This window comes from Mesorhizobium sp. M7A.F.Ca.US.011.01.1.1 (assembly GCF_003998295.1).
Classification (GTDB): Bacteria; Pseudomonadota; Alphaproteobacteria; order Rhizobiales; family Rhizobiaceae; genus Mesorhizobium.
Window position 1 is genome coordinate 408,138 of the sequence record NZ_RZRT01000003.1, and the last position, 25,358, is coordinate 433,495.

The window sequence follows — 25,358 nt, forward strand, 5'->3', positions numbered from 1 at the left end:
AGCACCGGGGCAACACTATCACACCTTCAGCACAAGCGCCCTGGTTGTCCTCCTGGCCTCGAGATCGCGATGAGCGTCGGCAGCCTGCGCCAGTAGGCGCCGACCGGCGGGCATGCATAGGCAATGCGGTCGCCGACTGAAAAGCCTGAAACCTCCGGGCCGACCGCTACGATGAGACCGGCGGCTTCAATGCCCGGAACGCCCGGCGGCTGCAGGAGGTCGAAATAGCCGGTCCTGCAATAGACGTCGATGAAGTTGACCCCAATGAATGCGTGACGGATCTGGACCTCGCCACGCGATGGCGGCGCCAAGCCGATCTCCGCAAGCTGCAGAACCTCGGGTCCTCCGTGGCGCTCGACGAGGATTGCCTTGGTCCGTGTGCCCTGGGCGCCGGCTCCAGGCAACTCCGGCTGGGGTGCAAATTGGCGGAGAGAGCGGGATTCGAACCCGCGTTACGGTCTCCCGTAAACACACTTTCCAGGCGTGCGCCTTCAACCACTCGGCCACCTCTCCGTCCATGCATGTCGCGTCGGCCGGTTTCGCCGTGCGGGTTGGGGAGAAGCACCTCCCTTGGGGCTGAGGCGTGGAAATCCGCGCCGGGGCCGCCAACCAGCGAACGCCCTTCCCCGCACCTGAGCCGAAGCAACAGGCGCGGGGCTCATCTAGTCGATCCGGCGCCGAATGCCAAGCCATAACGGCAGTCTATTCGCTTTGCCGGCCACACAGTGTTTCACAAGGCGGCCGGCATGCCCGTTTTTACAGGCGCCGCCGCTGCAATGGTGTGCACAGGCAGGACCGCGGGGCCGGCCGCCCTTGACTTCCCCCGGAGTTGCCTGTCGGGTGCCGAGGCTTTGCGGGGGCATTGTGCGGACATGACATCGAGCAATGGACAGACGCCAGTCAGGCGGCCGGACAGCGGGCTGTCCTTCGTGCCGGTGGGCTGGCTTGTCTTCGTCATGGCGTGGTCGGTCTACGGCCTGATCTCCGTCTGGCCCGCGGTCGGCGCCACCGGCCTGCCAGACAGCGTGTTTTACCTTATCTATGGCGGGCTCGCCGTCGACATCGTCACCATCCTGTGGGGGCTTTACCTGCTCGGCCTCGCCTTCGGCCGCTCGGCCCGCTTCCCGCGGCGGTTCACCATCTGGCAGATCGCCACAATCGTCTGGCTGGTGGCCTGGCAGGCCTGTGCACTGACGATTTCGGATTTCGTCTTTTCGGGTCAGGCGCTTGCCATCACGGCCGCTCAGATCGCCATCGGCGGTCTCTGCATCTATCTGCTGCGCCATGGATCCGAAGCCGATGCCGTTTATGTCAATCCGGAAACCGAAAGCCCATCGGCCTTCGTCTCGGTCGTCGCCGCGCTGCTCGGCATCGTCCTGGGCGCGGTCATCGGCGCCGTGGGCGGATTCGCCATCGGCTCGGTGATCGCTGATGCCACCGAGATGAGCTGTTTCGAGGGCGCCTGCGGCTATTTTGCCGTGTTCACCGGCCTGGCCGGCCTCGTGATCGGCGCCATTGGCGGCGGCATTTTCGCCGTCTGGCGTGTCCATCGGCGCAAAAGGAAGCCGGCCGTATAATTCGCGCAGAGCAAGGAATCCGGGTTCACCCGGTCTTTAAAGACTTCGCCGGCACGTCGGTTTGCAAGGCACCAAACGCAAAAACCCGCCTGTGCGGCGGGTCGTCGGCGCAAGTCAGCACCATACCGAAATTGTTAGCATAGCTGCCCTCACATGTCAATGAAAAGCCACCCGACCGACTGTCGTGCGGCCTTCTGTTGACCTGAGTGTGAGTCTGCAAATTCGCGTATGGCGATTGCGATCCAGCCATGCGCATTCTATCTCTGAAAGGCCCCTCGGGAGGGGGACCAGCCCGGAGGAGGGTTCTGATGTTTCGCTTCGTCTTTCGTCTTGCCGCAATGATCGCGCTGTCGATTTCCGTCATCATGGCGGTGCTCGACGCGACACGCACCGTGGCGGCCTCCGTTCTGGTGCTGACCCCGCTCAACACCAGTTGGCTGGCGGTCTCCCCCGACACGCGGGCCGCCTTCGAAACCTTCATCCGAACCAAGGCCAGCCCGCTGCTGTGGGACGGCGCCATCGCCTGGGTGCTGAATCAGCCGGGCTTCGCCGTGTTCGCGGTGCTGGCTTTCCTGCTCTATGCGATAGGCTACAGGCGGCCACCGCGTGCTGGGCAGTTCGCCGCCACCTAGAGCATCGGACCCAAAAGCGGTTGCCGGTTTTGGGAAATCCGATGCTCAAACAAAGCCGCCGTCATGCGGCTTCTTGCGTTTCACCCGAAGAGGAGCCGCGCATGTTCTTTCTCAGCGACATGCTGAACAAGAAGCTCAATATGCCGAAGCCCTCCGAGGCCCTGCCGGGCCGCGCCAAGGCGATCCCGACCGCATCCAGACACAAGGTCTTGAAAAGACCGCTCAAGGGTCCTTATCCCGAGAGGCTGCAGACGGCGATGTTCGGACTGGGCTGCTTCTGGGGTGCGGAGCGGCTGTTCTGGCAGATCGAAGGCGTCTGGGTCACCGCGGCTGGCTATGCCGGCGGCTTCACCCCCAATCCGACCCATCAGGAGACCTGCACCGGGCTTACCGGCCATGCCGAAGTGGTGCTGGTGGTCCATGACCCCGAGATCGTCTCCTATGCCGGGCTTCTGAAGCTGTTCTGGGAAAGCCACGACCCCACGCAAGGCATGCGCCAAGGCAATGATGTCGGCACCGCCTATCGGTCCGCGATCTACACGAGCGACGAGGCGCAATTGTCGGCGGCGAGCGCCTCGCGCGATGCGTATGAGACCTCGCTGCGCGGTGCCGGCCACGGCAGGATCACCACCGAGATCGCGCCGGCGGCCGAATTCTACTTCGCAGAATCCGATCACCAGCAATATCTGGCGAAGAATCCTTACGGCACGTGCAACCTCAAAGGCACTGGCGTCGCTTGCGCCATCCCTGCCGCCGCCTCCGCCTGACACTTGGCGCAAGGACAAGCTGCGGTGCGGCTTGCCCGCACCAAGCTTTTCCAAAAGGTCAAAATTCCGCGTGAATTTTGTTTCGGGCCATGCCAGATTGCCGCCGAGCGGGAGGGAGTACACTCCTGGCTGACGTCGTATGCCTGCCGGAGAACCGGGCCGGCATGCGGCGCGTAACGGAAAAAATAACCGACAGGGTGTGGATCACATGAAACGTATCGTTCTCGGCCTCCTGGCCGCAACCGCAATGGTTCTTCCGGCTTTCGCCGCGGATGTCCAGCCGGCCATCCTCTATGATCTCGGCGGCAAGTTCGACAAATCCTTCAACGAGGCTGCCTACAACGGCGCCGAAAAATTCAAGACGGAAACCGGCACGGCTTACGTCGAATTCGAGGTCTCCAATGCCTCGCAGCGTGAGCAGGCGCTGCGCCGCTTCGCCGAGGACGGCCGCAACCCGATCGTCATGGCCGGCTTTGCCTGGACGGACGCGCTGGCCAAGGTCGCCGCCGAATATCCCGACCTGAACTTCGCCATCATCGACGACCAGGTCGATCTGCCGAACGTGCGGTCGCTGAAGTTCAAGGAACAGGAGGGCTCCTACCTCGTCGGCGTCCTGGCGGCCATGGCTTCGAAGTCGAAGAAGGTCTCCTTCGTCGGCGGCATGGATATCCCGCTGATCCGCAAGTTCGAATGCGGCTATGTCGGCGGCGCCAAGTCGGCTGGTGCGACCGACGTCATCCAGAACATGACGGGTGATACGCCGGCTGCCTGGAACGATCCGGCCAAGGGCGGCGAGATCGCCAAGACGCAGATCGACCAGGGCTCCGACGTGGTCTATGCCGCGGCAGGCGGCACCGGCGTCGGCGTGCTGCAGGCGGCGGCAGATGCCGGCAAGCTCGGCATCGGCGTCGATTCCAACCAGAACGGCCTGCAGCCCGGCAAGGTGCTCACCTCGATGCTGAAGCGCGTCGACGTCGCCGTCTACACCGCCTTCATGGACGGCAAGAACGGCACCTTCAAGGGCGGAGTCGAGAATCTGGGCCTCAAGGAAGGCGGCGTCGACTACGCCATGGACGACAACAACAAGGCGCTGGTGACGGACGAGATGAAGGCGGCCGTCGAAAAAGCCAAGGCCGACATCATTGCCGGCAAGGTCGAAGTACACGACTATACGGCTGACAACGCTTGCCCCTATTGAGCGGCACGAACACACAGCCATGATCTGCAAACCGCCGGGCGCCAGCCCGGCGGTTTTGCCTTATACGGGTTCGAGCGAAACCTTCGCTCCGTGCCGGACACCGTTTGGGGATACAGATGCAGCCGACGATCGGACCCATGGGCGAGCACGACATAGCAGCTGTCGCGCAACTGCGCCTGGCTACCTTTTTCGCGGGAACCGGAAGGACCCTCGGTGAAGATGCGGCAGGGCTTCGCGACTTGATCGCCGGTGACGGCTTCGAGGCGGCATTCGTGGCCCGGATCGGCGACACCCCGGTCGGGACATGCCTGCTGGTCCGCCACGAGCTGGAGCCCATGCATGATCTGACGCCATGGCTGGCCGGGTTGGTTGTCGATGCAAGGTATCGACGCCGAGGCATCGCCACCGCGCTGGTCAAGGCAACGGAAGCCCATGCCGCGTCACGGGGCGTCGAGACGCTCTATCTCTACACATGGGATGCGCGTGATTTCTACGCGACCCTTGGCTGGAATACCGTTGAGATAAGCGGTTCGGACGGCGAGACGATGGCGCTGATGTCACGCCGGCCTCGCCTATAGCAGCTTCGCGACGAGACAGCCCAGCGCGAACGCCACCATCAGTCCGGCGGCAACCACAAATCCACGCCGGCCGCCCAGCGCGTGCACGCCGATGCCATGCGGCCGCTGCGACAGGCTTCGGATCACCGTGCGCGGTTTGACCTCATTGCCGCCGAGCTCGACGCTGCGCATCTGAGGTAACTCGGCTAGGCGTTGGGTAACCAGTTCCCAATGCCTGCCAGGCAGCAGGCCGCGTTTTCCGTAACGGTCGAAGAAATACATCTGCTCGGCAAGTCGCACGACCGCGTCGCGGAAGGCGGGATCGACCTCCAGGTCACGTTCGGCCCGTTCGCGGTCTTTGTCGTTCATAAGACCGAGCACATATTCGCCGGCCCGCGCAATGCGATCGCTTTCACTGACCACGGCGTGCACCTTCCCTTTCCTCACCAGTGCGGTGGCTTGGTTACCGGCACTTCATCTCCTGTCTGCTCCTCCAGCGCCAGGAAGCGATCCGCAAGCGCGTCGAGCTTGCGCTGCATGCGCTCGATCACTTTCCACTGCTCGGCGATCTGGCCGGACAGTTCCTCGATGGTCTTCTCCTGCTCGGCGGCGCGGATCTCCAGCGTCGTCAGCCGGTCGGCGGGCATGATCATGTGAATTCCCCAGTCTTCATCGCGATGTCTTGCGCCGCGATGCGAATTTCGGCTCCGTCATACTAGCGAATGTGAAGGCCCTGGCCACGTTGCAAATTGACAAGCGCACCGGGATTTGTCGAGAGTGAACCGGCTCCGGCAATTGGCACGGGCGGAGCGTCATGCTAGGCGTTTTGACCAAGCGATAAAAAAATAAGAGTGGGACAGGCTGCATGGCGCAAGCCGCAATCGAGTTGATCGGCATCAACAAGAGCTTTGGTGCGGTGCGCGCCAACCGGGACATCAATCTTGAGATCGGTCGCGGCACGATCCACGGCATTGTCGGCGAGAACGGAGCTGGCAAGTCGACGCTGATGTCGATCCTCTACGGCTTCTACCAGGCCGACAGCGGCGAGATCCGCGTTGGCGGCCAGCCGGCCTCGATCAAAACCCCCAATGACGCCATCGCGCTCGGCATCGGCATGGTGCATCAGCACTTTATGCTGGTCGACAATTTCACGGTGCTGGAGAACGTCATCCTCGGCGCCGAAAGCGATGCGCTGCTGAAGAAGAGCATCGCCAAGGCGCGCTCCGAACTGGAGCGGCTGGAGCGTGAATACGGGCTGGAAGTCGATCCCGATGCAATCATCGAGGAACTGCCGGTCGGCCTGCAGCAGCGGGTAGAGATCCTGAAAGCACTCTATCGCGGCGCCGAGATCCTGATCCTCGACGAGCCTACGGGCGTGCTGACACCGGCCGAGGCCGATCACCTGTTCCGCATCCTTCGGCAGTTGAAGGACCAGGGCAAGACGGTGGTGCTGATCACCCACAAATTGCGCGAGATCATGGCCATTACCGACACGGTGTCGGTGATGCGCCAGGGCACGATGGTGGCGACGCGCGAGACCAGGAAGACCACGGTCGAGGAACTGGCCGAGCTGATGGTCGGGCGGCGCGTGCTCTTGCGGGTCGAGAAGGGCGAGGCCGAGGCCGGCGCCGTCAAGCTCGCTGTCAAGAACCTGACGGTCAGGGATACGCGCGGCGTCACCATGGTCGACGACATCTCCTTCGATATCAGGGCCGGCGAGATCGTCGGCATCGCCGGTGTCGCCGGCAACGGACAATCCGAACTGCTCGAGGCGATTTCCGGCATCAGGCGCGCGGTGTCCGGCTCGGTCATGCTCGACGGCAAGCCGATCGACCTGACCGGCGCCGCCGACCCCGGCGAACTGCGCGATCGCGGGCTGGCGCATGTGCCGGAGGACCGCCATCACGTCGGGCTGGTGCTGGCCTTCGAGGAGAACGAGAATTCGATCCTCGGCTATCACGATGATCCCCGTTATTTGAAGGGCCCGTTCCTCAACATCGATGCCATCCGCAACGATGCCAGGGACAAGATCGCCAAATACGACATCCGCCCGGCCGACTGCCGGCTGAAGACCGCCAATTTTTCCGGCGGCAACCAGCAGAAGATCGTGCTGGCGCGGGAGATGGAACAGGACCCTGGTGTTCTGATCGTTGGCCAGCCGACACGCGGCGTCGATGTCGGCGCCATCGAATTCATCCACAAGCGCCTGATCGCCATGCGCGACCAGGGCAAGGCGGTGCTGGTGGTGTCGGTCGAGCTTGACGAGATCCGTTCGCTGTCCGACCGTATCCTGGTGATGTTTGCCGGCCGCATCGTCGGCGAACGCGGCCCCGAAGCGACCGAGGGCGAGCTCGGCCTGCTGATGGCCGGCATCGAGCACCAGGAGGCCGCGCAATGAGCGCGCCTTACGCCAAACTGCCGGCCTGGGCCGACTATGGCCTGATCCCGCTGATCAATCTGTTCGTCGCCTTCGTCGTCGCCGGCTTCGTCGTGCTTCTGGTCGGCGAGAATCCGTTGCGCGCAGCCGTCATCCTGGTCGAAGGCGCCTTCGGCAAAGGCACCGGCATCGCCTTCACCCTCTTTTATGCCACCACCTTCATCTTCACCGGGCTTTCGGTGGCGGTGGCCGCGCATTGCGGCCTGTTCAACATCGGCACCGAAGGGCAGGCCTACATCGCCGGCCTCGGCATCGCCATCGTCTGCCTGAGCTTCGACAGCACACTGCCATGGTGGCTGACCTTCCCGCTGGCGATCCTTGCTGCGGCGACGGTCGGCGCATTATGGGCGCTCATCCCCGCCTATCTGCAGGCCAAGCGTGGCTCGCACATCGTCATCACCACCATCATGTTCAACTTCATCGCCGCCTCGATCATGGTTTACCTGCTGGTCGGCCCGTTGAAGCCAGCCGCCTCGCAAGCCCCGCAGACGCGTAACTTCCTCGCCGGCGCGGAATTGCCCAAGCTCAACTGGATCATCGAGCTGTTCGGCGCCAAGATCCGTTCGGCGCCGCTCAACGTCACCTTCCTGCTGGCCCTGGTCATGGCCTTCCTGGTCTGGCTGCTGATCTGGCGCACCAAGCTCGGCTATGAAATGCGCACCTACGGTCACAGCCCGAAAGCGGCACGCTATGCCGGCATTTCCGAAACCCGCATCATCATCACCGCCATGATGATCTCGGGCGGGCTGGCCGGCATGATGGCACTCAATCCGGTGATGGGCGATCAGCACAATGTCGCCATCGACTTCGTTTCCGGCGCCGGCTTCGTCGGCATCGCCGTGGCGCTGATGGGCCGCCTGCACCCTGTTGGCATCGTGCTGGCGGCGATCCTGTTCGGCATGCTCTACCAGGGCGGCGCCGAGCTCGCCTTCGAGATGCCGGCAATCAGCCGCGATATGATCGTCATCATTCAAGGCTTGGTGATCCTGTTTGCCGGTGCCCTCGAGCACATGTTCCGGCCCTACATCCAGGCGCTGTTCGCCTCGTTCAGTCCGCGATCGGTGGGCATGGAAGCGGTCAAGGGGAAAGGTGCCTGAGATGGATGTGTTCAACGCGATCATCCAGACATTGGACTCCACCATCCGCCTGTCGGTGCCGCTGCTGCTTGCCTGCCTCGCCGGGCTCTATTCGGAACGCGCCGGCATCTTCGACATCGGCCTCGAAGGCAAGATGCTGGTCGGCGCCTTCGCCGGCGCGGCCGCCGCTTCCGTGTTCCATTCGGCCTTTGTCGGCCTTGGCATGGCGATCCTGATCTCGGTCGCCTTCGCCATGATCCACGGCTTTGCCTCGATCACCCATCGCGGCAACCAGATCGTCTCCGGCGTGGCGATCAATTTCATCGCTGCCGGCTCGACCATCATCCTCGGCCAGGCCTGGTTCCAGCAGGGCGGGCGCACGCCGGCGCTGCAACCGGGCGAGCGCTTCGAGGCCATCACCTTGCCGGGCGCCGAGGCCATCCGCGACGTGCCGGTCATCGGACCGATCTATGCCGAGCTCCTGTCGGGCCACTCGATCCTGGTCTATCTTGCCTTCCTGATGGTGCCGTTCACCTGGTGGGTGCTGTTTCGCACCCGCTTCGGCCTGCGCCTGCGCGCCGTAGGCGAGAACCCGGCCGCCGTCGACACCGCCGGCATATCGGTCGCCTGGCTGCGCTACAGGGCGCTGATCTGCACCGGCATCCTCACCGGCATTGCCGGCGCCTACCTGTCGATGGTGCAAAATGGCGGCTTCGTGAAGGACATGACCGCCGGCAAGGGCTACATCGCGCTGGCAGCCCTGATCTTCGCCAAGTGGAAGCCGGTCAACGCCATGTTCGCCTGTCTTCTGTTCGGCTTCCTGGACGCGGCGTCGATCCGCCTGCAGGGATCACCGCTGCCCATCATTGGCAAGGTGCCGGCGCAGTTCATGCAGGCGCTGCCCTACATCCTCACCGTCATCCTGCTCGCCGGCTTCATCGGCAAGGCAATCCCGCCACGCGCCGGCGGCGTGCCTTATGTCAAGGAACGTTGAGCGGCGGGCCGGCCTTGCGCCGGGTTTTGAAACGATCATCGGAGAGAACACCTGAATGTCGCATGATCTGTTCGAGGCCGCCAAGGCCGCCATGGCCAAGGCCTACGCGCCCTATTCGAAGTTTCCGGTCGGCGCTGCCTTGCGAACCGAAGACGGGCGCGTCTTTACCGGCGCCAACATCGAAGTCGCCTCCTATCCGGAAGGCTGGTGCGCCGAGACCACGGCGCTCGGCCACTACATTATGGGCGGCGGCGGCAAGATCGTGGAGATCGCCGTCATCGCCGAACGCATGGCGAAATGCTCGCCTTGCGGCGGCTGCCGGCAGCGGCTGGCCGAATTCTGCCGGCCGGAAACAAAGCTCTATCTCTGCGACAATGCAGGTGTGGCCGAGACCGTGACCATGGGCGACATGCTGCCTTACGGCTTCCGCGGCGATATTTTGAAGTGAACAACGGGCTCAAATGAACAGCTGGCAGCGATGACGGAAAAAGCCCTGGATCATCTCGTCGAAAGGCTGGACGGCCTGGCGCCGGCCACGGCACTGGTGCTCGGTTCGGGCCTCGGCGGTCTGGTCGACCAGATCGAGGGCCCGATCCGCATCTCCTATGCCGACCTGCCGGGTTTTCCCAGAAGCGGTGTCACCGGGCATGCCGGCGAGGTGGTGGCCGGGCTGTTTGCCGGCGTGCCGGTGCTGATGCTGTCGGGCCGCGCCCATTACTACGAGCACGGCGTTGCCGCGGCGATGCGGCCGGTGCTGGAAGTGCTTGCCGGCATCGGCATCACGAAGCTGATCCTCACCAATGCCGCCGGATCGGTCGATCCGGACATGCCGCCGGGCTCGGTGATGCTGATATCGGACCACATCAATTTCTCGGGCACCAATCCGCTGATCGGCGAACCAAGCGACCGGCGTTTCGTCGGCCTGACTGAAGCCTATGATGCCGGCATCCGCCAGGCCATCGAACGGGCGGCAAACGCGACCGGCACCACCCTGCACAAGGGCGTCTATATGTGGTTCTCCGGCCCATGCTTCGAAACGCCGGCCGAGATCCGCATGGCGCGCATCATGGGCGCCAATGCGGTCGGCATGTCGACCGTACCGGAGGTCATTCTCGCCCGCTTCCTCGGACTGCGCGTCGCCGCCTGTTCGGTCATCACCAATTTGGCCGCCGGCATGACCGGGGCCGAGCTTTCGCACCAGGAGACCAAGGACATGGCACCGGTAGGCGGCGCGCGGCTGGCGACGATCCTGCGCCGCCTGTTTCGCGACGGACTGCTGGAGATCTGATGCTTCCCCAGGAAATCATCCGCCGCAAGCGCGATGGCCTCAGGCTGTCGGAAGAGGAGATCGCCGGCTTCGTCGAGGGCGTGACGTCAGGCGCCGTTACCGATGGCCAGGCCGGCGCCTTCGCCATGGCGGTGTTCTTCAACGGCATGAGCCGCGACGAGGCCGTGGCGCTGACGCTGGCGATGCGCGATTCCGGCGATGTGCTCGACTGGTCGGACCTGCCCGGCCCGGTCACCGACAAGCATTCGACCGGCGGCGTCGGCGATAATGTCTCGCTGATGCTGGCGCCGATCGTCGCCGCCTGCGGCGCCTATGTGCCGATGATCTCGGGCCGCGGCCTTGGCCACACCGGCGGCACGCTGGACAAGATGGATGCCATCCCCGGCTACATCAGCCAGCCCGACGTCGCGCTGTTTCGCAAGGCGGTGCTCGAAACAGGCTGTGCCATCATCGGCCAGACCGCCGACCTCGCGCCCGCCGATCGACGGCTCTATGCGATCCGCGACGTCTCCGGCACGGTCGAATCGGTGCCGCTGATCACCGCTTCGATCCTGTCGAAGAAGCTGGCGGCCGGGCTGCAATCGCTGGTTCTCGACGTCAAGGTCGGCAACGGCGCCTTCATGGAAAAATCGCGTGACGCCACCGCACTCGCAAACAGCCTGGTTGAGATCGCCAACGGCGCCGGGCTGAAGGCCTCGGCGTTGATCACCGGCATGAACGAGCCGCTGGCGTCGGCCGCCGGCAACGCCGTCGAGGTGCGCAACGCCGTTGATTTCCTCGCCGGCCGGTTTCGCGACCGGAGGCTCGAGGATGTGACGCTGGCGCTGGCCGCCGAAATGCTGCAGTCGGCCGGGCTGGTGTCGTCCAATCAGGATGGCATGCGGCGCGCCACCGAAACGCTCGCCAGCGGCCGCGCCGCCGCCACTTTCGCGCGCATGGTGGCCGCGCTTGGCGGCCCCGCCGATTTCATCGAGAAACCGGAAAAATATCTGCCAGCGGCGGCGATCGAATTTGCCGTCAAGGCAACCGCAAACGGCTTCGTCACCGGCATCGCCACCCGCGATATCGGGCTCGCCGTGGTCGGCCTGGGAGGTGGGCGCACGCGGCCGGACGACCAGATCGACCCCGCGGTCGGCATCACCAGGCTGTTGCCGGTCGGTGCGGAGGTTGGGATCGGCGAGCCGCTGGCGCTGGTCCATGCCCGCTCATCGGCCGATGCCGAGGCCGCCGCGGCAACCGTGCTTTCGGCCTATACGGTCGGCGCCTCGAAGCCGCCCGCCGACAAGTCGGTCATCCGGCGGATTCTGCCGCGCGGCTAAAGCAATTTCAGGAAAAGTGTGAAACGGCTTCCCGGGAAAAGCGCATAGCGCTTTCCCTTGGAATTGCGGAAACGAACAGCCTTACTGGACGAGCAGCAGCGTGCCGTTCTCGACCTGGTATTTGTCGAGCCGGTTGAGAAAGCTCATGCCGATCAGATTGGTGCGCAGCGCCCTGTCGTCGAGCACAATGGTCTGGACGTCATTGACCGTGATGTTGCCGATCTGCAGGCGGTCGATCATGGCCACGGCCGCCTTGATGGTGCCGTTGGCCGTGTTGACCTCGTGGCTGAAGTCCGAAGCATTCAGCGACAAGCCGATCCTGCGTGCCGTCGAAATGTTGATGGCGACCAATGTCGCACCGGTGTCGATCATGCCGTCGACCTGGCGTCCGTTGAACTTGAAAGCCGATGAGAAATGTCCGCGCTCGTCAGCCGCGACGACCACCTTGCGGCCCATCGGCAGCGGTGCCGCGGGCTTGTTGGGCACCGATGCCAGATTGACGTCCGGTTGGGCTTCGACCGCTTGTTTGCCCGGCACCGCCGACCTCAGCAGGTTTTCGACGAGTTGCGGATTGGACTGATACACAATCGGTATCGATGCCGATGAACCGGCGAAAACGGCAAGGATGAGAAGCTTGCGCAGCATGGATCGGCCTCGCCGCATGACCCCGAAAATCGGGATCGATTTTCGGAAAGGCTCATGCGCAAAATCAAAGTGCTACAGCGTCCTTTGCGCGTCCGAAATGGACGCGCGGCGCCGTAGTGACAGCCGATCGTTAGACCCGGATGGTGTTTGCCGCTTTAACGCGCGCCAAAACCGCGCCTTTGCGTAAACATTTGGTAAATCGTACCAGGCGAACTTCGCCTGGTATTACTTGGTCCCGTACATGCGGTCGCCGGCGTCACCGAGGCCGGGCATGATGTAGCCCTTCTCGTTGAGCTGGCGGTCGATCGAAGCGGTGAAGACGGGAACGTCCGGATGCGCCTTGATGAAGCGCTCGATGCCTTCAGGCGCCGCCAGCAGGCAAAGGAAACGGATGTTGGTGGCGCCACGCTCTTTCAGCTTGTCGATCGCCGCGATCGCCGAATTGGCGGTCGCCAGCATTGGATCTACGACGATCACCAGCCGGTCGGCGAGATCGCTCGGCGCCTTGAAGAAATATTCGACCGCTTCCAGCGTTTCGTGATCGCGGTAGAGACCGACATGGGCGACGCGGGCCGCCGGAACCAGGTCGAGCAGGCCTTCCAGCAAGCCGTTGCCGGCGCGCAGCACCGAGGCGAAGACCAGTTTCTTGCCCTCCAGCGTCGGCGCTTCCATCGTTTCCATCGGCGTTTCGATGGTCGTCGTCGTCAGTTCGAGGTTGCGGGTGACCTCGTAGCCGAGCAGCAGCGAGATTTCGCGCAGCAGCCGGCGGAAGCCAGCCGTCGAGGTTTCCTTCTTGCGCATGATGGTCAGCTTGTGCTGGACAAGCGGGTGGTCGACGACGGTGACGCCCTTCATGGTGTTCTCCTGGTGCCTGCGCCCGAAAATGCGCGCATAGCCCTTTCGGACGCGCCGCGCTTCAAGCTGCCTCGGCAAACCCTAGCGGCAATGCGCCGGCCAAGGAACCGCTTGGCCCGCACCGACCACAGCTTTGTCGGCGGAAATCAGCGTGCCGCGCTGTTCAACCGGGCAAGAAGTGCCGTCTTCGTCTTTCTATCGACGAAAGCGGCTTCGATGGCGGTGCGGGTGACGGCGGCCAGCGCCTTTTCGTTCATCGAGAAATGCTCGGCGGCAATGTCGTATTCCCGCTTCAGCGAGGTCCAGAAATAGGGCGGATCGTCGGAATTTAGTGTCACCTTGCAGCCTGCCGCCTGCAGGGCCGGAAACGGATGATCGGCGAAACTGTCGAACACCTTGAGCGCGATGTTGGAACCGGGGCAGCATTCCAGCACGACGCCCTCGTCGGCGATGCGCCGGACGAGGTCCAGGTTCTCGATGGCGCGCACGCCATGGCCGATGCGGGACGGACGGATATGATCGAGCGCCGCCTGGACCGTCTCCCAGCCCGTCAGTTCGCCGGCATGGATGGTGATGCCGAGCCCGGCTTCGCGAGCGATCTCGAAAGCCCTGACATAGTCCTCCATATCGCCGATGCGCTCATCGCCGGCAACGCCGAAACCGGTGACCAGCGGATGCCCGCAGCGCGCCGCGAAGCGCGCCGCCTGCTCGATGGACTCGACGCCGACATGGCGCACGCCGGTAACGATCATGCGGCCTTCGATGCCGGTCTTGGCCTTGGCGCGGGCCATGCCTTCGCCGAGCGCGTCGGTATAGGCTTTCGGCGACAGCCCGGCCCTTTTCGCGTGGTCCGGCGAGGTGAACACTTCGGAATAGATGGCGCCATCGCGAGCGAGACTGGTCAGATAGTGGTCGGCCAGCCGCGCATAGTCCTCCTCGGTCCGGAACAGATCGGCGGAAAAATCATAAGCCGCCAGGAAGGAGGTGAAATCGTGCCAGACGAAGGAACCGTTCTGGATATAGGGCGAGGTGTCCTTGCCGTATTTCTGCGCCTGGCGGATGACGAGTTCGGGCGCCGCTGCCCCTTCGATGTGGCAGTGCAGTTCCGCTTTCAAAGGCATTCAATCATCCCGTCGGTCCGTCCAGGTCTCGAAAACCCGCCACCTGGAAGCGCGGCTGAACACCGCGCCTTAAACAATAGCGCCCGCACCATCGATCGGCTATGGTCCCGCCGGTTTTATGACGGATCAAAAAAATGTCAGTTGAGAGAACCACGGCCGCGGGCGGCATGGAAACCTCCTATGGTTTCAAGCGTGTAGGGGCTGGCGACAAGCAGTCCCTGGTCAACGATGTTTTCCACAAGGTCGCCAACCGCTACGACCTGATGAACGATCTGATGTCGGCTGGCCTGCACCGGCTGTGGAAGGACGCCATGGTCGCCTGGCTCAATCCTCCCAAAAGGATCGGCTGGCGCGTGCTGGACGTTGCCGGCGGCACCGGCGACATCGCCTTCCGCATCGTCGATGCCAGCCACGGCAATGCCCATGCCACCGTGCTCGACATCAATGGCTCTATGCTGGCTGTCGGCCGCGACCGGGCCGAAAAGAAAGGCCTGTCCGGCAACACCGATTTCGTCGAGGCCAATGCCGAGGAACTGCCTTTCCCTGATGCCACATTCGATGCCTACACCATCGCTTTTGGCATCCGCAACGTACCGCGCATCGAGGTCGCCTTGGGCGAAGCGTTTCGCGTGCTGAAGCCCGGCGGGCGCTTCCTGTGCCTGGAATTTTCCGAGGTCGAGATGCCGCTGCTCGACAAGGCCTATGAAGCCTGGTCGTTCAATGCCATCCCCAAGATCGGCAAGATGGTCACTGGCGACGGCGAACCCTATTCCTATCTGGTCGAATCGATCGCCAGGTTTCCCAATCAGCAGAATTTCGCGACGATGATTTCCCGCGCCGGCTTCGACCGCGTTTCCTTCCGCAACTATTCCGGCGGTATTGCAGCACTTCATTCGGGCTGGAAGCTTTGAGGCCGGACCGCATTTCTCATAATCGACGCGTGCTATGCCGGTTCAAAGAGCCGGCAGGATTGGCGCTGCCATGAGCAATGTCAGTGCAGGATTCCGGCTCGTAAGGGCCGGCTGGGTGCTGGTCCGCGAGGGTGTCGTCGCCGCCTTGCCGGGTGAGGAGCTGTCGGGCCTGCCGAAGTTCGGCTGGCGGATGGCGCGGCTGTTCACCCGCCGCCGCGCGCTGGCCTATGAGCGCAGCGACCGGCTGGCCAAGGCGGTCGTCCGGCTCGGTCCATCTTATGTAAAGCTCGGCCAGTTCCTGGCGACACGGCCCGACGTCGTCGGCAACGACATGGCGCTGGATCTCGCCATGTTGCAGGACAAGATGCACACCTTCCCCAGGGCCGAGGCCATCGCGGCCATCGAGGCTTCGCTCGGGCGCAAGGTCGGCGATCTCTATACGCATTTCGGCGATCCGGTCGCAGCCGCCTCCATCGCCCAGGTCCATGCCGCCGACGCCATGCATGACGGCGTTGCCACCAAGGTGGCGGTCAAGGTGATCCGGCCCGGCGTGCGCCGCCGCTTCTTCCAGGATCTCGAAAGCTATTTCCTCGCCGCTCGCCTGCAAGAGAAATACATCCCGTCGTCACGCCGGCTGCGGCCGGTCGAGGTCACCCAGACGCTGGCGCAGACCACCAAGATCGAGATGGATCTTCGCCTCGAGGCGGCCGCCCTCTCGGAGCTCGGCGAAAGTACCAGGGATGACCCCGGCTTTCGCGTGCCGTCCGTCGACTGGGAGCGCACCGGCCGCGACGTCTTGACCATGGAATGGGTCGACGGCGTCAAGATGAACGACATTGCCGGCCTGGAGGCCGCCGGCCATGATCTGAAAGCGATCGCAGCCAATCTCATCCAGTCGTTCCTGCGCCACACCCTGCGCGACGGCTTCTTCCATGCCGACATGCATCCGGGCAATTTGTTCGTCGAGGCAAACGGCACCATCGTCGCCGTCGATCTCGGCATTGCCGGCAGGCTCGGCAAGAAGGAGCGCCGCTTCCTCGCTGAAATCCTCTACGGCTTCATCACGCGCGACTATCTGCGTGTCGCCGAGGTCCATTTCGAGGCCGGCTATGTGCCGCGCCAGCACAATGTCGCAGCCTTCGCGCAGGCGATCCGGGCCATCGGCGAGCCGATCCATGGCCAGCCGGCCGAGACCATCTCGATGGCCAAGCTTCTGACGCTGCTGTTCGAGGTCACCGAACTCTTCGACATGGCGACGCGGCCCGAATTGATCCTGTTGCAGAAGACCATGGTGGTGGTCGAGGGCGTGGCGCGCACGCTCGACCCGGCCTTCAACATGTGGAAGACGGCCGAGCCGGTGGTCGGCGACTGGATATCAGGCAATCTTGGGCCGCGTGGCATGATGATCGACGCGCGCGATGGCGCCAAGGCGCTGCTGACGCTGGCCCGGCAGGTGCCAGAGCTTGCGGCGCGCACCGACCGGCTTTCGCGCGAGATCGACCTGATGGCCGAGCACGGCCTGCGCTTCGACGAAACCACCGCCCACGCCATCGGCAAAGCCGAGGCGCGCTACAGCCGCTCCGGCCGCTGGGCACTCTGGGTGATCGCGTTGACGCTGGTCTATATCGCCTGGAAGCTCATCTGAGTGCATGCAATGACAGCAATGCTGTCATTGCATGCACGCTGCTTGTTGCCTATATTAAGCGGCATGGAGCAAGACCATGAGCACGATAACAGTCCGCAACCTTGACGACAACGTGAAGCAGGTGCTCCGCGAGCGCGCCGCCGCGCGCGGCGTTTCGATGGAGCAGGAAGTGCGGGATGCCTTGCGTGAGGCGGCAATCCCAAAAACCAGGCTTGAGAATGGGGCGTGGCGACTGAAGGCTTCCCGTGACGAAATCTTGGCGCTCGGGCGGAAGCTGGAACGCCCTTTTGATCTCAAGGCGATTACTGACCATATGTGGGACGAGGGACTTCTGTGACAGTCGCGGTCGATACCTCGGCGTTGATCGCAATCCTTGGCGCAGAGCCGGATGCCGCTGCATTCGTCGACGTTTTCGGTACCTCATCTGTTGCACTGGTAAGCGCAGCGACGCTGCTGGAGGCGCATTGTGTCGCGAGCCGGTCGAGTGATGGCGTTAACGTCAACGAACTCAAACTGCTAATCGATCTTCTCGAGTTGACGGTAGTTCCTTTTGATTTAGCGCAGCTTGAAGTCGCACGGCTTGCCTACTCTCTCTATGGCCGTGGATCTCATCATCGTGCTGATCTCAACATGGGCGACTGCTTCGCCTATGCCCTGGCCAAGACGCGAAACCTGCCGCTGCTTTTCAAGGGCAACGATTTCATCCATACCGATATCGAACCGGCGCTGAAGCCGGCATGACACTGGACAGGAACTGGTCTTGGGCATGAGCCTCTCCGGCAAGCGCATCCTGCTCATCATCGGCGGCGGCATAGCTGCCTTCAAGGCGCTGGATTTGATCCGCCGGCTGCGCGAGCGCGGAGCCGGCGTTCGGGTGGTCATGACATCGGCCGCGCAGGAATTCATCACCACGCTGTCGGCCGGCGCGCTCTCCGCCGACCAGGTCTTTACCGAGTTGTTCGACCGCAATGACGAGCACGATGTCGGCCACATCAGGCTGTCGCGCGAGGCCGATCTGCTGGTGGTGGCCCCCGCCACCGCCGACCTGATGGCCAAGCTCGCAAACGGCCACGCCAACGATCTGGCCTCCACGGTGCTCATCGCCACCGACAAGCCGGTGCTGATGGCGCCGGCCATGAACCCCAGAATGTGGGCGCATCCGGCCACCCGCCGAAACCGCGCGACGCTGCAGAAGGATGGCATTGCCTTCATCGGCCCGGCCAGGGGCGAGATGGCCGAAAGCAATGAGGCGGGCGAAGGCCGCATGGCCGAGCCGCTGGAGATCGTCGCCGCCATTGAGGCGCTGCTCGATGGCGGCCCCAAACCGCTGTCGGGGCGCAAGATCATCGTCACCTCCGGCCCGACGCATGAGCCGATCGACCCGGTGCGCTACATCGCCAACCGTTCGTCCGGCAAGCAGGGCCATGCCATCGCCGCGGCACTGGCCAGGCTCGGCGCCGATGTGCACCTCGTCTCCGGCCCTGTCGGCATCGCCGATCCGGCAGGCGTGAAGACCATCCATGTTGAACGTGCGCAAGAGATGCGCGACGCGGTGGAACAGCTCCTGCCCGCGGACGCGGCGGTGTTCGTTGCCGCCGTGGCCGACTGGCGCCCCGAGAACTCGGCGGGTGAGAAGATCAAGAAGGTCGCCGGCGAAGGGCCGCCGGTGCTGCGCATGGTCGAGAACCCCGACATTCTCGCCGGCGTCGGCCATCACAGCCAGCGACCCGGCCTGGTTATCGGCTTCGCCGCCGAGACACAGGATCTCCTGCGCAACGCCGAGGCCAAGCTCAAGAAGAAAGGCGCCGATCTCATCGTTGCCAACGACGTGTCGCAGGGAAGCGGCGTCGGTTCTTCGGGCGTGATGGGCGGCGATCGCAACCGGGTGCGGATCGTGTCAAAGGCTGGCGTCGAGGAATGGCCGGAGATGAGCAAGGATGATGTGGCGGCGCGGCTCGCCGCCCTGATCGCCGAAAGGCTTAAAACGATCGTCGTTTGAGCTGAAAGACGTTCTGCTGCAGTGACGCACCGCCCTGCCGCGAGACGGCATTCAGGCGGCGCGCTTTAAGTCCTGCGGCTCTACATCAATTGGTCAAAAGCTCGGCGGTTCGGGCAAGCGCGCCGGCGAAGCCGTTGAGCGGAATGGAGAAGCTGACCGCTTGTCCGGTGTCCGCCGCGAAAGCGTCGATCTTCAGTGTGGTGCCTGATTTCAGCAGCGGCGTGACAGTCGCATCGAACACCACCGGCACCAGACAGCCGACGACCTGGCAGGTGTTGAACGCCAGGCTGCCGTCCAGCTTCTGATCGTCGATGGTCAGGCTGACCCCCTTGGCCAGCGCCAGGCCGAACGGCAACGCAAGCGTGCCCGTGGCATCCTCGCCGGTCTTGCTCGACAGCTCGATCGCCAGCAGCCGCTGATTGCTTTGCTTGTTGAATTGCTGATGCGACAGGCTGCAGGTCTTGGCCGTGCCCGATATCTGGCAATTGACCGTCCAGTCGCCATGGGTTTCAGACAGTGCCGACGCGCCGCCGGGCAACTGCGGCGCATCCGCGGCAGCCGGTGCCGCGACCGCCTTGTCGCTCTTGGTTTGCGCCGCCACGGCCGGCACACCGACGGTGCAGGCAACACCCAGCATCGCCACGAAATACGCGAACTTCCTCATCAATATCCCTCCCGCCCGGCTCCGCCTCGGGCCAGCTAGAAACTGACCTTGAGAGACGCGCTGATCGCGTTCTGTTTAACCGTTTGGCCGAAGGCGCCATTATATCTGACGGACATGCCGACGCCATTGACGCCATTCAGCTCAAGGCCGGCGCCGACACGATAGAGCGGCGAATCGACGGCCTCCGTCAAGTGCAATGCGGGGTTGCCAGGCAGATTCTCCGCCGCCGCGGAAGCTGCCTTCGGCGGTGACAGGCAGATTTGGTCGATCGACCCGCTGCCCATGGCATTGCCGCCCAAACGTCCTATATCAGTGGACAGAGTTTTTGCGCGGGAATGAGCGGATGTCGGCACTTCGGCCATCAACGATCTTCACAGTGGCAATGTTGGCCACGGCAGTGCTGGCGGGCGTTTGCCTGCCGGCTTCCGCACAAGCGCTCAATTCCGCTACCGGCAACAATGCGCTGATCCGGCAGAACGACCTGCAAATCCTGCAAAACAGGATACAGCGGCAGCAATATCAGCAGCAACAGCAGCAGTACCGCGCCCAGGACCGCCAGATCGTTCAGCAACCGCCCCCGGTCGTGCAGCAGCTCAAGCCAAGCTGCCAGACCCAGATAATCGGCACCACCGCCGTGAGCAATTGCCGCTGACAACAAGGCCTTTTTCATTTATTTAGCCGACTTAGGTATTTCGAGTGTCTTTCGGCATATGCGAAAGTTTTGGCGGCACATGCGAAAGTTTTGGTTTTGCAACGACGCCTTGTCGGGCTATGCGGCATTGCATCGACTGGATTGACGAATGGCAGCCACCAAGAAGAAGGCCGTACGCAAGGCAAAAAAGGGCGAAAGAATCCGCCAGGTGGCGGCTATTCCCTTTCGGCTGACCGCGCGCGGCGACATCGAGGTCATGCTGGTCACGTCGCGCACCACCAGGCGCTTCATCGTACCCAAGGGCTGGCCGATGAAGGGCAAGAGCGGGCGCAAGGCGGCCACCATCGAGGCCCAGGAGGAAGCCGGCGTGCTCGGCAAGACGCTGAAGCAGCCGGCGGGCACCTATTCCTACTGGAAGCGGCTGGCCAATCGCTTTGTCCGCGTCGATGTCATCGTCTTTCTGCTCGAGGTAACGGAGGAACTGGCCGACTGGCAGGAAGCCAAACGACGCCAGCGGGCCTGGCTGGCGCCAGCCGACGCGGCCATGCTCATCGACGAGCCGGATCTTTCAACGTTGGTGAAGACGCTGAAGATCCCTTTGCAGGTGGACCAGGCGTAAAGCCTCACTCGCCGGGCTCATCGCTTTCGGGAAACGGCCGCACCGGCGTGCCGGTATAGGCCCACAGCCACTCGCGCGGCAGCGGCCCCTTGTTTCGCTCGGCCTGCTGCGACTGCTCCCAGGCATGCGCCAGGATGCCGACCGAGCGCGACAGCACGAATAGCCCTCGCGTCAGCGGCGGCGGAAAGCCGAGTTCGCCATAGATGACGGCGGTGGCGCCATCGATGTTGAGCGGTATTTTTTTCCTCTTGCGTTGCGCGACGTCCACCTCGATCGCTTCTGCAATATCGGCGAAACGTCCATTTACGGCACCGCGTGCGGCAAATTCGCGGGTCAGTTCCAGCAAACGCGGCGCGCGCGGGTCGACGGGATGGAAGCGATGTCCGAGCCCCGGCACATAGCCCTTCTCCTCGGCGAAGAACCGGTCGAGCCGCGCGGAGACTGCTTCATTCAGCGTCATCCCGGCATCGATCGCCCCAGCAATGTCACCATAGAAGGAAAGCGCCTGCTCGCCGGCGCCTCCATGCACGTCGCCGAGAACGTTGATGGCCGAGGCCATGGCGCTGTTGATACCGACGCCGCAGGTTGCAGCCATGCGCGCGATGGCGATCGATGGCGCCTGCGGCCCGTGGTCGACGGCGGCAGCCAAGCCGATGCCGAGCAACTCTGCCTGGTCCTCGCTGGGCAGTTCGCCGCGCAGCATCAGCCAGATGACAGCCGGGAAGCTGACGCGGCCGATCAGATCCTGGATCTCGTAGCCGCGCAGCCGGATGACACCAGGCCGCATCTCGATGATGTCGGTCTGCCACCATTCCTCGCCGCGCTCACGGCCTGTCTTCTTCTCCGTGCCGCTCATGCGCTTGCCTTTGTCTTGGCGCGCGGTGGCAGGTCGGCGAACACCTCGCCCATATGTTCGCCGAGCGCCGGCGGCGGCTTTGTCGGCAAGGGCGCCTCGCCATCGACCATGAAGCCGCCGCGCAAAACGGTCAGCGGCTTGTCCATGCCAGCCACATCGTCGAAATTCGCGGTCACCTGGCGTTCAAGGACTTGCGGCTCGGCCAGCACTTGCGGGATCGTCAGCACCCTGCCGGCAGGCACGCCGGCCCGATTGAGCATCTCTTCCCAGGCCGCAGCCGGCGCGCCCGCCAGGGCGTGCTCGATCTCGACTTTAAGCGCCGCACGGTTCCGCTTGCGCGTCTCGCGCTCGGCAAAGCTGGCATCCAAGGCCAGTTCCGGCCGGCCGATCAGCCGGCACAGCGTCACGAACTGTTCCTGCTTGTTGGCGGCGATATTGATGAGCCCGTCGCCGGTGCGAAACGCACCGGAGGGTGCCGCCGTCATGTTCTCATTGCCCATCGGCTTGGGGTCGATGCCTGCGGTCAGATAGTTGGAAACCGGCCAGCCAAGCGCGGAAAGTGTGCATTCGAGCATCGAGACGTCGAGAAAGGCACCCTCGCCGCTCGTCTTCTGCCGCACCAGCGCCGAGGTAATGGCGAACGCGCCGACCAGTCCGCCAAGCGTGTCGGCCACGGGATAGCCGACCCGCAGCGGCGCCGTTTCCGGTGTGCCGGTGATGCTCATGATCCCCGACAGGCCCTGGATGATCTGGTCATAGGCGGGATTGTCGCGCATCGGCCCGGTCTGCCCGAAACCCGATATCGCGCAATAGACGAGGCCTGGACGGACCGTCTTCAGCGCCTCGTAGCCAAGCCCCAGCCGATCCATCACGCCCGGGCGAAAATTCTCCACCAGGGCATCGGCGCTGGCCACCAGATCGAAAAAGCGCTCGCGATCGGCTTGCTTCTTGAGGTCGAGCACCACCGACCGTTTGCCGGCGTTCTGCGCCAGGAACGATGCGCCCATGCCGGCGCTGTTCAGCTTTGGCGAGCCGCCGAGCTGGCGGGCCAGGTCGCCGCCTTGCGGCGCCTCGACCTTGATCACATCGGCGCCGAGCAGCGCCAGCTGATAGGCGCAGTAGGGACCGGCCAGCACATTGGTCAGGTCGAGGACGCGGATACCGGAAAGCAGTTCTGTCATGGCATCATGGATCGATCAGGCATCGCCGGGCACATGCTCCGGTCCGCGCCGACGCCGATGCTCGATGAAGGCCCAGATATGCGGGCCGGCGAGGCCGATGAAGGCGAGCGTCAGCAGCGTCAGCGACAGCTTGTGGGTGTAGAACACCGACCAGTCGCCATTCGAGATGGTCATCGCCCGGCGGAACTGGGTTTCGGCGAGCGGCCCAAGGATCATGCCGATAATGACAGGCGCGGTCGGGAAATCGAACCGCCGCATCAGGAAACCGGCCGCTCCCAGCAGATAGAGGATGACGAGGTCGATGGGCGACTGCGAAATACCGTAGGTGCCGACGGTGGCGAACACCAGGATGCCGGCATAGAGTTGCGGCGCCGGGATTTTCAGCAGCCGCACCCACAGGCCGATCAGCGGCAGGTTGAGGATGACCAGGATGACGTTGGCGATGAACAGGCTGGCGATCAGTCCCCAGACGAGATCGCCCTGGGTCGTGAGAAGCAGCGGCCCGGGATTGATGCCGTAGCTTTGGAAGGCCGACAGCATGATCGCCGCGGTCGCGGAGGTCGGCAGGCCAAGCGTCAGCATAGGCACCAGCACGCCGGCTGCCGAGGCATTGTTGGCGGCCTCGGGGCCGGCAACGCCCTCGATGGCGCCGACCGTGCCGAACTCCTCCTTGTGCTTCGACAGCTTCTTTTCGATGGCATAGGACAGGAAGGTCGGGATTTCGGCGCCGCCGGCCGGCATGGCGCCGATCGGGAAGCCGATCGCGGCGCCGCGCAGCCAGGGTTTCCACGAACGCCCCCACTCGGCCGCCGTCATATAGAGCGAGCCCTTCAGCGGCACGATCTCGTCTTTGCCGGCATAGCGGCGCGAGGCCATGTAGAGCGTCTCGCCGACGGCAAACAGGCCAACGGCAGCGATGATGACATCGACGCCGTCGAGCAGTTCGGTCATGCCGAAGGTGAAGCGCGGCTGGCCGGTCTGCAGGTCGACACCGATCATGCCGATGACGAAGCCGGCGAACAGGCTGGTCAGGCCGCGCACCGACGACGAGCCGAGCACCGCCGAAACGGTGATGAAGGCCAGCACCATCAGCGAGAAATATTCGGCCGGACCGAAGGCCAGCGCGAATTTGACCACCACCGGCGCCAGGAAGGCAACGCCCATCGTGCCGATCGTGCCGGCGACGAACGAGCCTATCGCCGAGGTGGCGAGTGCCGCACCGCCACGGCCGGAACGCGCCATCCTGTTGCCTTCCAGCGCGGTGACGATGGTGGCGCTTTCGCCGGGCGTGTTGAGCAGGATCGACGTCGTCGAACCGCCGTACATGGCGCCGTAGTAGATGCCGGCGAACAGGATGAAGGATGCCTCCGGCGCCACCTGATAGGTGATCGGCAAAAGCAGCGCGATGGTCAGCGCCGGCCCAAGACCGGGCAGCACGCCGATGGCGGTGCCAAGCGTGGTGCCAAGCAGGCACCACAGAAGGTTGACCGGGGTGAAGGCGACCGAGAAGCCATGTGCGAGATGTCCGAGCGTTTCCATGGCGTCAGCCCCTCAACACGGTGATGAACGCATCGATGACCGTGTTCAGCTGGTTCTCGATGAAACCGGCACCGATGTTGACGCCAAGCGCCCTGGCGAAGCCGAAATAGGCGGCCAGCGCCAGGATCAGGCCGAGCACTGCGTCACGCAGTGTGCGCTTGCTGCCGAAGCCGTAGCAGACCAGAACGAACATAATGACCGAGGCGGCGGTAAAGCCGAGCGGCTGGATCAGCACTAGGTTTGCCACCAGCCCGATAACGACGATGCCCATCGCCTTCCAGTCGGTCGGCGTTTCCTTTTCTTCCTCCGGCTGCCAGCCGCCGCGCAGCGCTGCGAGGATGAGTAGCAGCGAAAGCACGATCATGCCGGTCATGGTGATATAGGGAAAGACGGTCGGCCCGACCTTGGAATAGAGCGGCGACACCGGGATCGCCAAGGTCTGCCAGGCTACGGCCCCGGCGCAGGCGAGAAGCCCGACGCCGATCAACAATTCGGGCATGGCAAGGCGCGGGGGCGCCGCCTGAGGGTCGCTGGTGCTCATCGGTGTCCTCCCAAGGTGGCCGGCATCCTCCAGCCGACCGCATCCGCAGTTTCGCCGCATCATATGTCCATGCGGCAGGCGAGATGGGAAGGGGGCGGCACTCTAACCGCCCCCTGAAGACATTGTTTGGACCGGAGACATCGCGAACAGGTGTGCGGGGACATCGCGAACAGTTTTGTCACTTATCGTCTGCAGAGGTTGAGGTCGACTGTTTCTATTTTCTGATGTCTGAAGAAGGCTTGGAAGACGCCGTCCTTGCCGGTGGGGGTGAAGGCCACGGCTTTC

The 25,358-nt window shown here is 63.7% G+C and carries 30 protein-coding genes and 1 tRNA gene; 17 read left to right on the top strand and 14 right to left on the bottom strand.

Going from position 1 to position 25,358, the window contains the following annotated elements; genetic code table 11:
* Positions 1 to 26: 26 nt before the first annotated feature.
* Both EOA13_RS06655 and EOA13_RS06660 read right to left on the bottom strand, forming a co-directional pair.
* The gene (locus EOA13_RS06655) at positions 27 to 311 is read right to left on the bottom strand and encodes an alcohol dehydrogenase catalytic domain-containing protein (RefSeq protein WP_245490314.1); all 285 of its coding nucleotides are present in this window, start codon (positions 309 to 311) and stop codon (positions 27 to 29) included.
* Between the two features lie 112 nt (positions 312 to 423).
* Positions 424 to 513: transfer RNA gene (locus EOA13_RS06660), tRNA-Ser, on the bottom strand.
* Positions 514 to 872: 359 nt separating this feature from the next.
* Here EOA13_RS06660 and EOA13_RS06665 point away from each other — a divergent pair.
* From EOA13_RS06665 to EOA13_RS06685, 5 genes are all read left to right on the top strand, one after another.
* Positions 873 to 1,577, top strand: a complete 705-nt coding sequence (locus EOA13_RS06665; protein WP_245490315.1) for a hypothetical protein — start codon at positions 873 to 875, stop codon at positions 1,575 to 1,577.
* A gap of 308 nt (positions 1,578 to 1,885) precedes the next feature.
* Complete coding sequence (locus EOA13_RS06670) at positions 1,886 to 2,209, top strand: hypothetical protein (RefSeq protein WP_127290698.1); 324 nt, start codon at positions 1,886 to 1,888, stop codon at positions 2,207 to 2,209.
* Between the two features lie 101 nt (positions 2,210 to 2,310).
* A complete protein-coding gene (msrA, locus tag EOA13_RS06675; protein WP_127290700.1) occupies positions 2,311 to 2,976 on the top strand; it encodes a peptide-methionine (S)-S-oxide reductase MsrA in 666 nt (221 codons plus the stop codon).
* Positions 2,977 to 3,184: 208 nt separating this feature from the next.
* Complete coding sequence (locus tag EOA13_RS06680) at positions 3,185 to 4,174, top strand: BMP family ABC transporter substrate-binding protein (RefSeq protein WP_023812582.1); 990 nt, start codon at positions 3,185 to 3,187, stop codon at positions 4,172 to 4,174.
* Positions 4,175 to 4,290: 116 nt separating this feature from the next.
* The gene (locus EOA13_RS06685; RefSeq protein WP_127290702.1) at positions 4,291 to 4,752 is read left to right on the top strand and encodes a GNAT family N-acetyltransferase; all 462 of its coding nucleotides are present in this window, start codon (positions 4,291 to 4,293) and stop codon (positions 4,750 to 4,752) included.
* On the opposite strand, the gene EOA13_RS06690 is transcribed toward EOA13_RS06685, so the two are convergent.
* Both EOA13_RS06690 and EOA13_RS06695 read right to left on the bottom strand, forming a co-directional pair.
* Positions 4,747 to 5,154, bottom strand: a complete 408-nt coding sequence (locus EOA13_RS06690; RefSeq protein WP_127290775.1) for a hypothetical protein — start codon at positions 5,152 to 5,154, stop codon at positions 4,747 to 4,749. The two genes, EOA13_RS06685 and EOA13_RS06690, sit on opposite strands and share 6 nt — an antisense overlap.
* Before the next feature lie 20 nt (positions 5,155 to 5,174).
* Positions 5,175 to 5,381, bottom strand: a complete 207-nt coding sequence (locus EOA13_RS06695) for a SlyX family protein (protein WP_206535266.1) — start codon at positions 5,379 to 5,381, stop codon at positions 5,175 to 5,177.
* Between the two features lie 215 nt (positions 5,382 to 5,596).
* Here EOA13_RS06695 and EOA13_RS06700 point away from each other — a divergent pair, with 215 nt between their 5' ends.
* The 6 genes from EOA13_RS06700 to deoA are packed head-to-tail and all read left to right on the top strand — an operon-like array spanning position 5,597 to position 11,845.
* Positions 5,597 to 7,129 carry an ABC transporter ATP-binding protein gene (locus EOA13_RS06700; protein ID WP_024502792.1) on the top strand — a complete coding sequence of 511 codons (1,533 nt, stop codon included), beginning with the start codon at positions 5,597 to 5,599 and terminating at the stop codon, positions 7,127 to 7,129.
* Positions 7,126 to 8,265, top strand: a complete 1,140-nt coding sequence (locus tag EOA13_RS06705) for an ABC transporter permease (protein WP_127290706.1) — start codon at positions 7,126 to 7,128, stop codon at positions 8,263 to 8,265. Before EOA13_RS06700 ends, EOA13_RS06705 begins: the two co-directional genes overlap by 4 nt.
* Before the next feature lies 1 nt (position 8,266).
* Positions 8,267 to 9,238 carry an ABC transporter permease gene (locus tag EOA13_RS06710; protein ID WP_127290708.1) on the top strand — a complete coding sequence of 324 codons (972 nt, stop codon included), beginning with the start codon at positions 8,267 to 8,269 and terminating at the stop codon, positions 9,236 to 9,238.
* A 55-nt stretch (positions 9,239 to 9,293) separates the two neighbouring features.
* A complete protein-coding gene (cdd, locus tag EOA13_RS06715; protein WP_127266925.1) occupies positions 9,294 to 9,686 on the top strand; it encodes a cytidine deaminase in 393 nt (130 codons plus the stop codon).
* Between the two features lie 30 nt (positions 9,687 to 9,716).
* Positions 9,717 to 10,526 (top strand): purine-nucleoside phosphorylase, encoded by an 810-nt coding sequence (locus EOA13_RS06720; protein ID WP_127290710.1) that lies wholly within the window; start codon positions 9,717 to 9,719, stop codon positions 10,524 to 10,526.
* Complete coding sequence (gene deoA / locus EOA13_RS06725; RefSeq protein WP_127290712.1) at positions 10,526 to 11,845, top strand: thymidine phosphorylase; 1,320 nt, start codon at positions 10,526 to 10,528, stop codon at positions 11,843 to 11,845. Before EOA13_RS06720 ends, deoA begins: the two co-directional genes overlap by 1 nt.
* 81 nt (positions 11,846 to 11,926) lie before the next feature.
* On the opposite strand, the gene EOA13_RS06730 is transcribed toward deoA, so the two are convergent.
* The 3 genes from EOA13_RS06730 to EOA13_RS06745 all read right to left on the bottom strand — a co-directional run bounded on the left by EOA13_RS06730 (position 11,927) and on the right by EOA13_RS06745 (position 14,466).
* A complete protein-coding gene (locus EOA13_RS06730; protein WP_127290714.1) occupies positions 11,927 to 12,490 on the bottom strand; it encodes a TIGR02281 family clan AA aspartic protease in 564 nt (187 codons plus the stop codon).
* A gap of 225 nt (positions 12,491 to 12,715) precedes the next feature.
* Positions 12,716 to 13,345, bottom strand: a complete 630-nt coding sequence (upp, locus tag EOA13_RS06740) for a uracil phosphoribosyltransferase (protein ID WP_023812571.1) — start codon at positions 13,343 to 13,345, stop codon at positions 12,716 to 12,718.
* 146 nt (positions 13,346 to 13,491) lie between these two features.
* Positions 13,492 to 14,466, bottom strand: a complete 975-nt coding sequence (locus EOA13_RS06745) for an adenosine deaminase (protein WP_127290718.1) — start codon at positions 14,464 to 14,466, stop codon at positions 13,492 to 13,494.
* A gap of 134 nt (positions 14,467 to 14,600) precedes the next feature.
* Between EOA13_RS06745 and ubiE the strand changes: the two genes are divergently transcribed.
* The 5 genes from ubiE to coaBC all read left to right on the top strand — a co-directional run bounded on the left by ubiE (position 14,601) and on the right by coaBC (position 19,021).
* Positions 14,601 to 15,377, top strand: coding sequence for a bifunctional demethylmenaquinone methyltransferase/2-methoxy-6-polyprenyl-1,4-benzoquinol methylase UbiE (ubiE, locus tag EOA13_RS06750; RefSeq protein ID WP_127290731.1), 777 nt, complete (start codon positions 14,601 to 14,603; stop codon positions 15,375 to 15,377).
* Positions 15,378 to 15,447: 70 nt separating this feature from the next.
* Complete coding sequence (gene ubiB, locus EOA13_RS06755) at positions 15,448 to 17,022, top strand: 2-polyprenylphenol 6-hydroxylase (protein WP_127290733.1); 1,575 nt, start codon at positions 15,448 to 15,450, stop codon at positions 17,020 to 17,022.
* Between the two features lie 76 nt (positions 17,023 to 17,098).
* Positions 17,099 to 17,359, top strand: coding sequence for a plasmid stabilization protein (locus EOA13_RS06760; RefSeq protein ID WP_023812567.1), 261 nt, complete (start codon positions 17,099 to 17,101; stop codon positions 17,357 to 17,359).
* Positions 17,356 to 17,763: a type II toxin-antitoxin system VapC family toxin gene (locus EOA13_RS06765; protein WP_127290735.1), complete on the top strand. Its 408-nt coding sequence runs from the start codon at positions 17,356 to 17,358 to the stop codon at positions 17,761 to 17,763. Before EOA13_RS06760 ends, EOA13_RS06765 begins: the two co-directional genes overlap by 4 nt.
* A gap of 25 nt (positions 17,764 to 17,788) precedes the next feature.
* Positions 17,789 to 19,021 (top strand): bifunctional phosphopantothenoylcysteine decarboxylase/phosphopantothenate--cysteine ligase CoaBC, encoded by a 1,233-nt coding sequence (coaBC, locus tag EOA13_RS06770; protein WP_127290777.1) that lies wholly within the window; start codon positions 17,789 to 17,791, stop codon positions 19,019 to 19,021.
* A gap of 85 nt (positions 19,022 to 19,106) precedes the next feature.
* On the opposite strand, the gene EOA13_RS06775 is transcribed toward coaBC, so the two are convergent.
* The 3 genes from EOA13_RS06775 to EOA13_RS39555 are packed head-to-tail and all read right to left on the bottom strand — an operon-like array spanning position 19,107 to position 20,355.
* Positions 19,107 to 19,685 carry an invasion associated locus B family protein gene (locus EOA13_RS06775; RefSeq protein WP_127290737.1) on the bottom strand — a complete coding sequence of 193 codons (579 nt, stop codon included), beginning with the start codon at positions 19,683 to 19,685 and terminating at the stop codon, positions 19,107 to 19,109.
* 35 nt (positions 19,686 to 19,720) lie between these two features.
* Positions 19,721 to 20,047, bottom strand: coding sequence for a hypothetical protein (locus EOA13_RS06780; RefSeq protein WP_127290739.1), 327 nt, complete (start codon positions 20,045 to 20,047; stop codon positions 19,721 to 19,723).
* Complete coding sequence (locus EOA13_RS39555) at positions 20,047 to 20,355, bottom strand: hypothetical protein (protein ID WP_164780000.1); 309 nt, start codon at positions 20,353 to 20,355, stop codon at positions 20,047 to 20,049. Before EOA13_RS39555 ends, EOA13_RS06780 begins: the two co-directional genes overlap by 1 nt.
* A 130-nt stretch (positions 20,356 to 20,485) precedes the next feature.
* Here EOA13_RS39555 and EOA13_RS06790 point away from each other — a divergent pair, with 130 nt between their 5' ends.
* Positions 20,486 to 20,956: an NUDIX hydrolase gene (locus EOA13_RS06790; RefSeq protein WP_127290741.1), complete on the top strand. Its 471-nt coding sequence runs from the start codon at positions 20,486 to 20,488 to the stop codon at positions 20,954 to 20,956.
* 4 nt (positions 20,957 to 20,960) lie between these two features.
* Here EOA13_RS06790 and EOA13_RS06795 read toward each other — a convergent pair whose 3' ends face one another.
* The 4 genes from EOA13_RS06795 to EOA13_RS06810 are packed head-to-tail and all read right to left on the bottom strand — an operon-like array spanning position 20,961 to position 25,073.
* Positions 20,961 to 21,812, bottom strand: coding sequence for a citryl-CoA lyase (locus tag EOA13_RS06795; protein WP_127290743.1), 852 nt, complete (start codon positions 21,810 to 21,812; stop codon positions 20,961 to 20,963).
* Entirely contained in the window at positions 21,809 to 22,993 is a 1,185-nt protein-coding gene (locus tag EOA13_RS06800; RefSeq protein WP_127290745.1) for a CoA transferase, read from the bottom strand. Before EOA13_RS06800 ends, EOA13_RS06795 begins: the two co-directional genes overlap by 4 nt.
* Before the next feature lie 15 nt (positions 22,994 to 23,008).
* Positions 23,009 to 24,532, bottom strand: a complete 1,524-nt coding sequence (locus EOA13_RS06805) for a tripartite tricarboxylate transporter permease (protein ID WP_127259888.1) — start codon at positions 24,530 to 24,532, stop codon at positions 23,009 to 23,011.
* A gap of 4 nt (positions 24,533 to 24,536) precedes the next feature.
* Positions 24,537 to 25,073, bottom strand: a complete 537-nt coding sequence (locus tag EOA13_RS06810) for a tripartite tricarboxylate transporter TctB family protein (protein WP_127290747.1) — start codon at positions 25,071 to 25,073, stop codon at positions 24,537 to 24,539.
* Between the last annotated feature and the right edge of the window lie 285 nt (positions 25,074 to 25,358).

Coding starts and splice junctions, on each gene's coding strand:
- EOA13_RS06745 (WP_127290718.1), bottom strand. CDS start 14,466: ATGCCTTTGAAAGCGGAACTGCACTGCCACATCGAAGGGGCAGCGGCG.
- ubiE (WP_127290731.1), top strand. CDS start 14,601: ATGTCAGTTGAGAGAACCACGGCCGCGGGCGGCATGGAAACCTCCTAT.
- EOA13_RS06680 (WP_023812582.1), top strand. CDS start 3,185: ATGAAACGTATCGTTCTCGGCCTCCTGGCCGCAACCGCAATGGTTCTT.
- deoA (WP_127290712.1), top strand. CDS start 10,526: ATGCTTCCCCAGGAAATCATCCGCCGCAAGCGCGATGGCCTCAGGCTG.
- cdd (WP_127266925.1), top strand. CDS start 9,294: ATGTCGCATGATCTGTTCGAGGCCGCCAAGGCCGCCATGGCCAAGGCC.
- EOA13_RS06805 (WP_127259888.1), bottom strand. CDS start 24,532: ATGGAAACGCTCGGACATCTCGCACATGGCTTCTCGGTCGCCTTCACC.
- EOA13_RS06720 (WP_127290710.1), top strand. CDS start 9,717: ATGACGGAAAAAGCCCTGGATCATCTCGTCGAAAGGCTGGACGGCCTG.
- EOA13_RS39555 (WP_164780000.1), bottom strand. CDS start 20,355: ATGAAAAAGGCCTTGTTGTCAGCGGCAATTGCTCACGGCGGTGGTGCC.
- EOA13_RS06730 (WP_127290714.1), bottom strand. CDS start 12,490: ATGCTGCGCAAGCTTCTCATCCTTGCCGTTTTCGCCGGTTCATCGGCA.
- EOA13_RS06760 (WP_023812567.1), top strand. CDS start 17,099: ATGAGCACGATAACAGTCCGCAACCTTGACGACAACGTGAAGCAGGTG.
- ubiB (WP_127290733.1), top strand. CDS start 15,448: ATGAGCAATGTCAGTGCAGGATTCCGGCTCGTAAGGGCCGGCTGGGTG.
- EOA13_RS06685 (WP_127290702.1), top strand. CDS start 4,291: ATGCAGCCGACGATCGGACCCATGGGCGAGCACGACATAGCAGCTGTC.
- EOA13_RS06800 (WP_127290745.1), bottom strand. CDS start 22,993: ATGACAGAACTGCTTTCCGGTATCCGCGTCCTCGACCTGACCAATGTG.
- EOA13_RS06700 (WP_024502792.1), top strand. CDS start 5,597: ATGGCGCAAGCCGCAATCGAGTTGATCGGCATCAACAAGAGCTTTGGT.
- EOA13_RS06780 (WP_127290739.1), bottom strand. CDS start 20,047: ATGGCCGAAGTGCCGACATCCGCTCATTCCCGCGCAAAAACTCTGTCC.
- EOA13_RS06710 (WP_127290708.1), top strand. CDS start 8,267: ATGGATGTGTTCAACGCGATCATCCAGACATTGGACTCCACCATCCGC.
- EOA13_RS06670 (WP_127290698.1), top strand. CDS start 1,886: ATGTTTCGCTTCGTCTTTCGTCTTGCCGCAATGATCGCGCTGTCGATT.
- upp (WP_023812571.1), bottom strand. CDS start 13,345: ATGAAGGGCGTCACCGTCGTCGACCACCCGCTTGTCCAGCACAAGCTG.
- EOA13_RS06790 (WP_127290741.1), top strand. CDS start 20,486: ATGGCAGCCACCAAGAAGAAGGCCGTACGCAAGGCAAAAAAGGGCGAA.
- coaBC (WP_127290777.1), top strand. CDS start 17,789: ATGAGCCTCTCCGGCAAGCGCATCCTGCTCATCATCGGCGGCGGCATA.
- EOA13_RS06705 (WP_127290706.1), top strand. CDS start 7,126: ATGAGCGCGCCTTACGCCAAACTGCCGGCCTGGGCCGACTATGGCCTG.
- EOA13_RS06810 (WP_127290747.1), bottom strand. CDS start 25,073: ATGAGCACCAGCGACCCTCAGGCGGCGCCCCCGCGCCTTGCCATGCCC.
- msrA (WP_127290700.1), top strand. CDS start 2,311: ATGTTCTTTCTCAGCGACATGCTGAACAAGAAGCTCAATATGCCGAAG.
- EOA13_RS06665 (WP_245490315.1), top strand. CDS start 873: ATGACATCGAGCAATGGACAGACGCCAGTCAGGCGGCCGGACAGCGGG.
- EOA13_RS06795 (WP_127290743.1), bottom strand. CDS start 21,812: ATGAGCGGCACGGAGAAGAAGACAGGCCGTGAGCGCGGCGAGGAATGG.
- EOA13_RS06775 (WP_127290737.1), bottom strand. CDS start 19,685: ATGAGGAAGTTCGCGTATTTCGTGGCGATGCTGGGTGTTGCCTGCACC.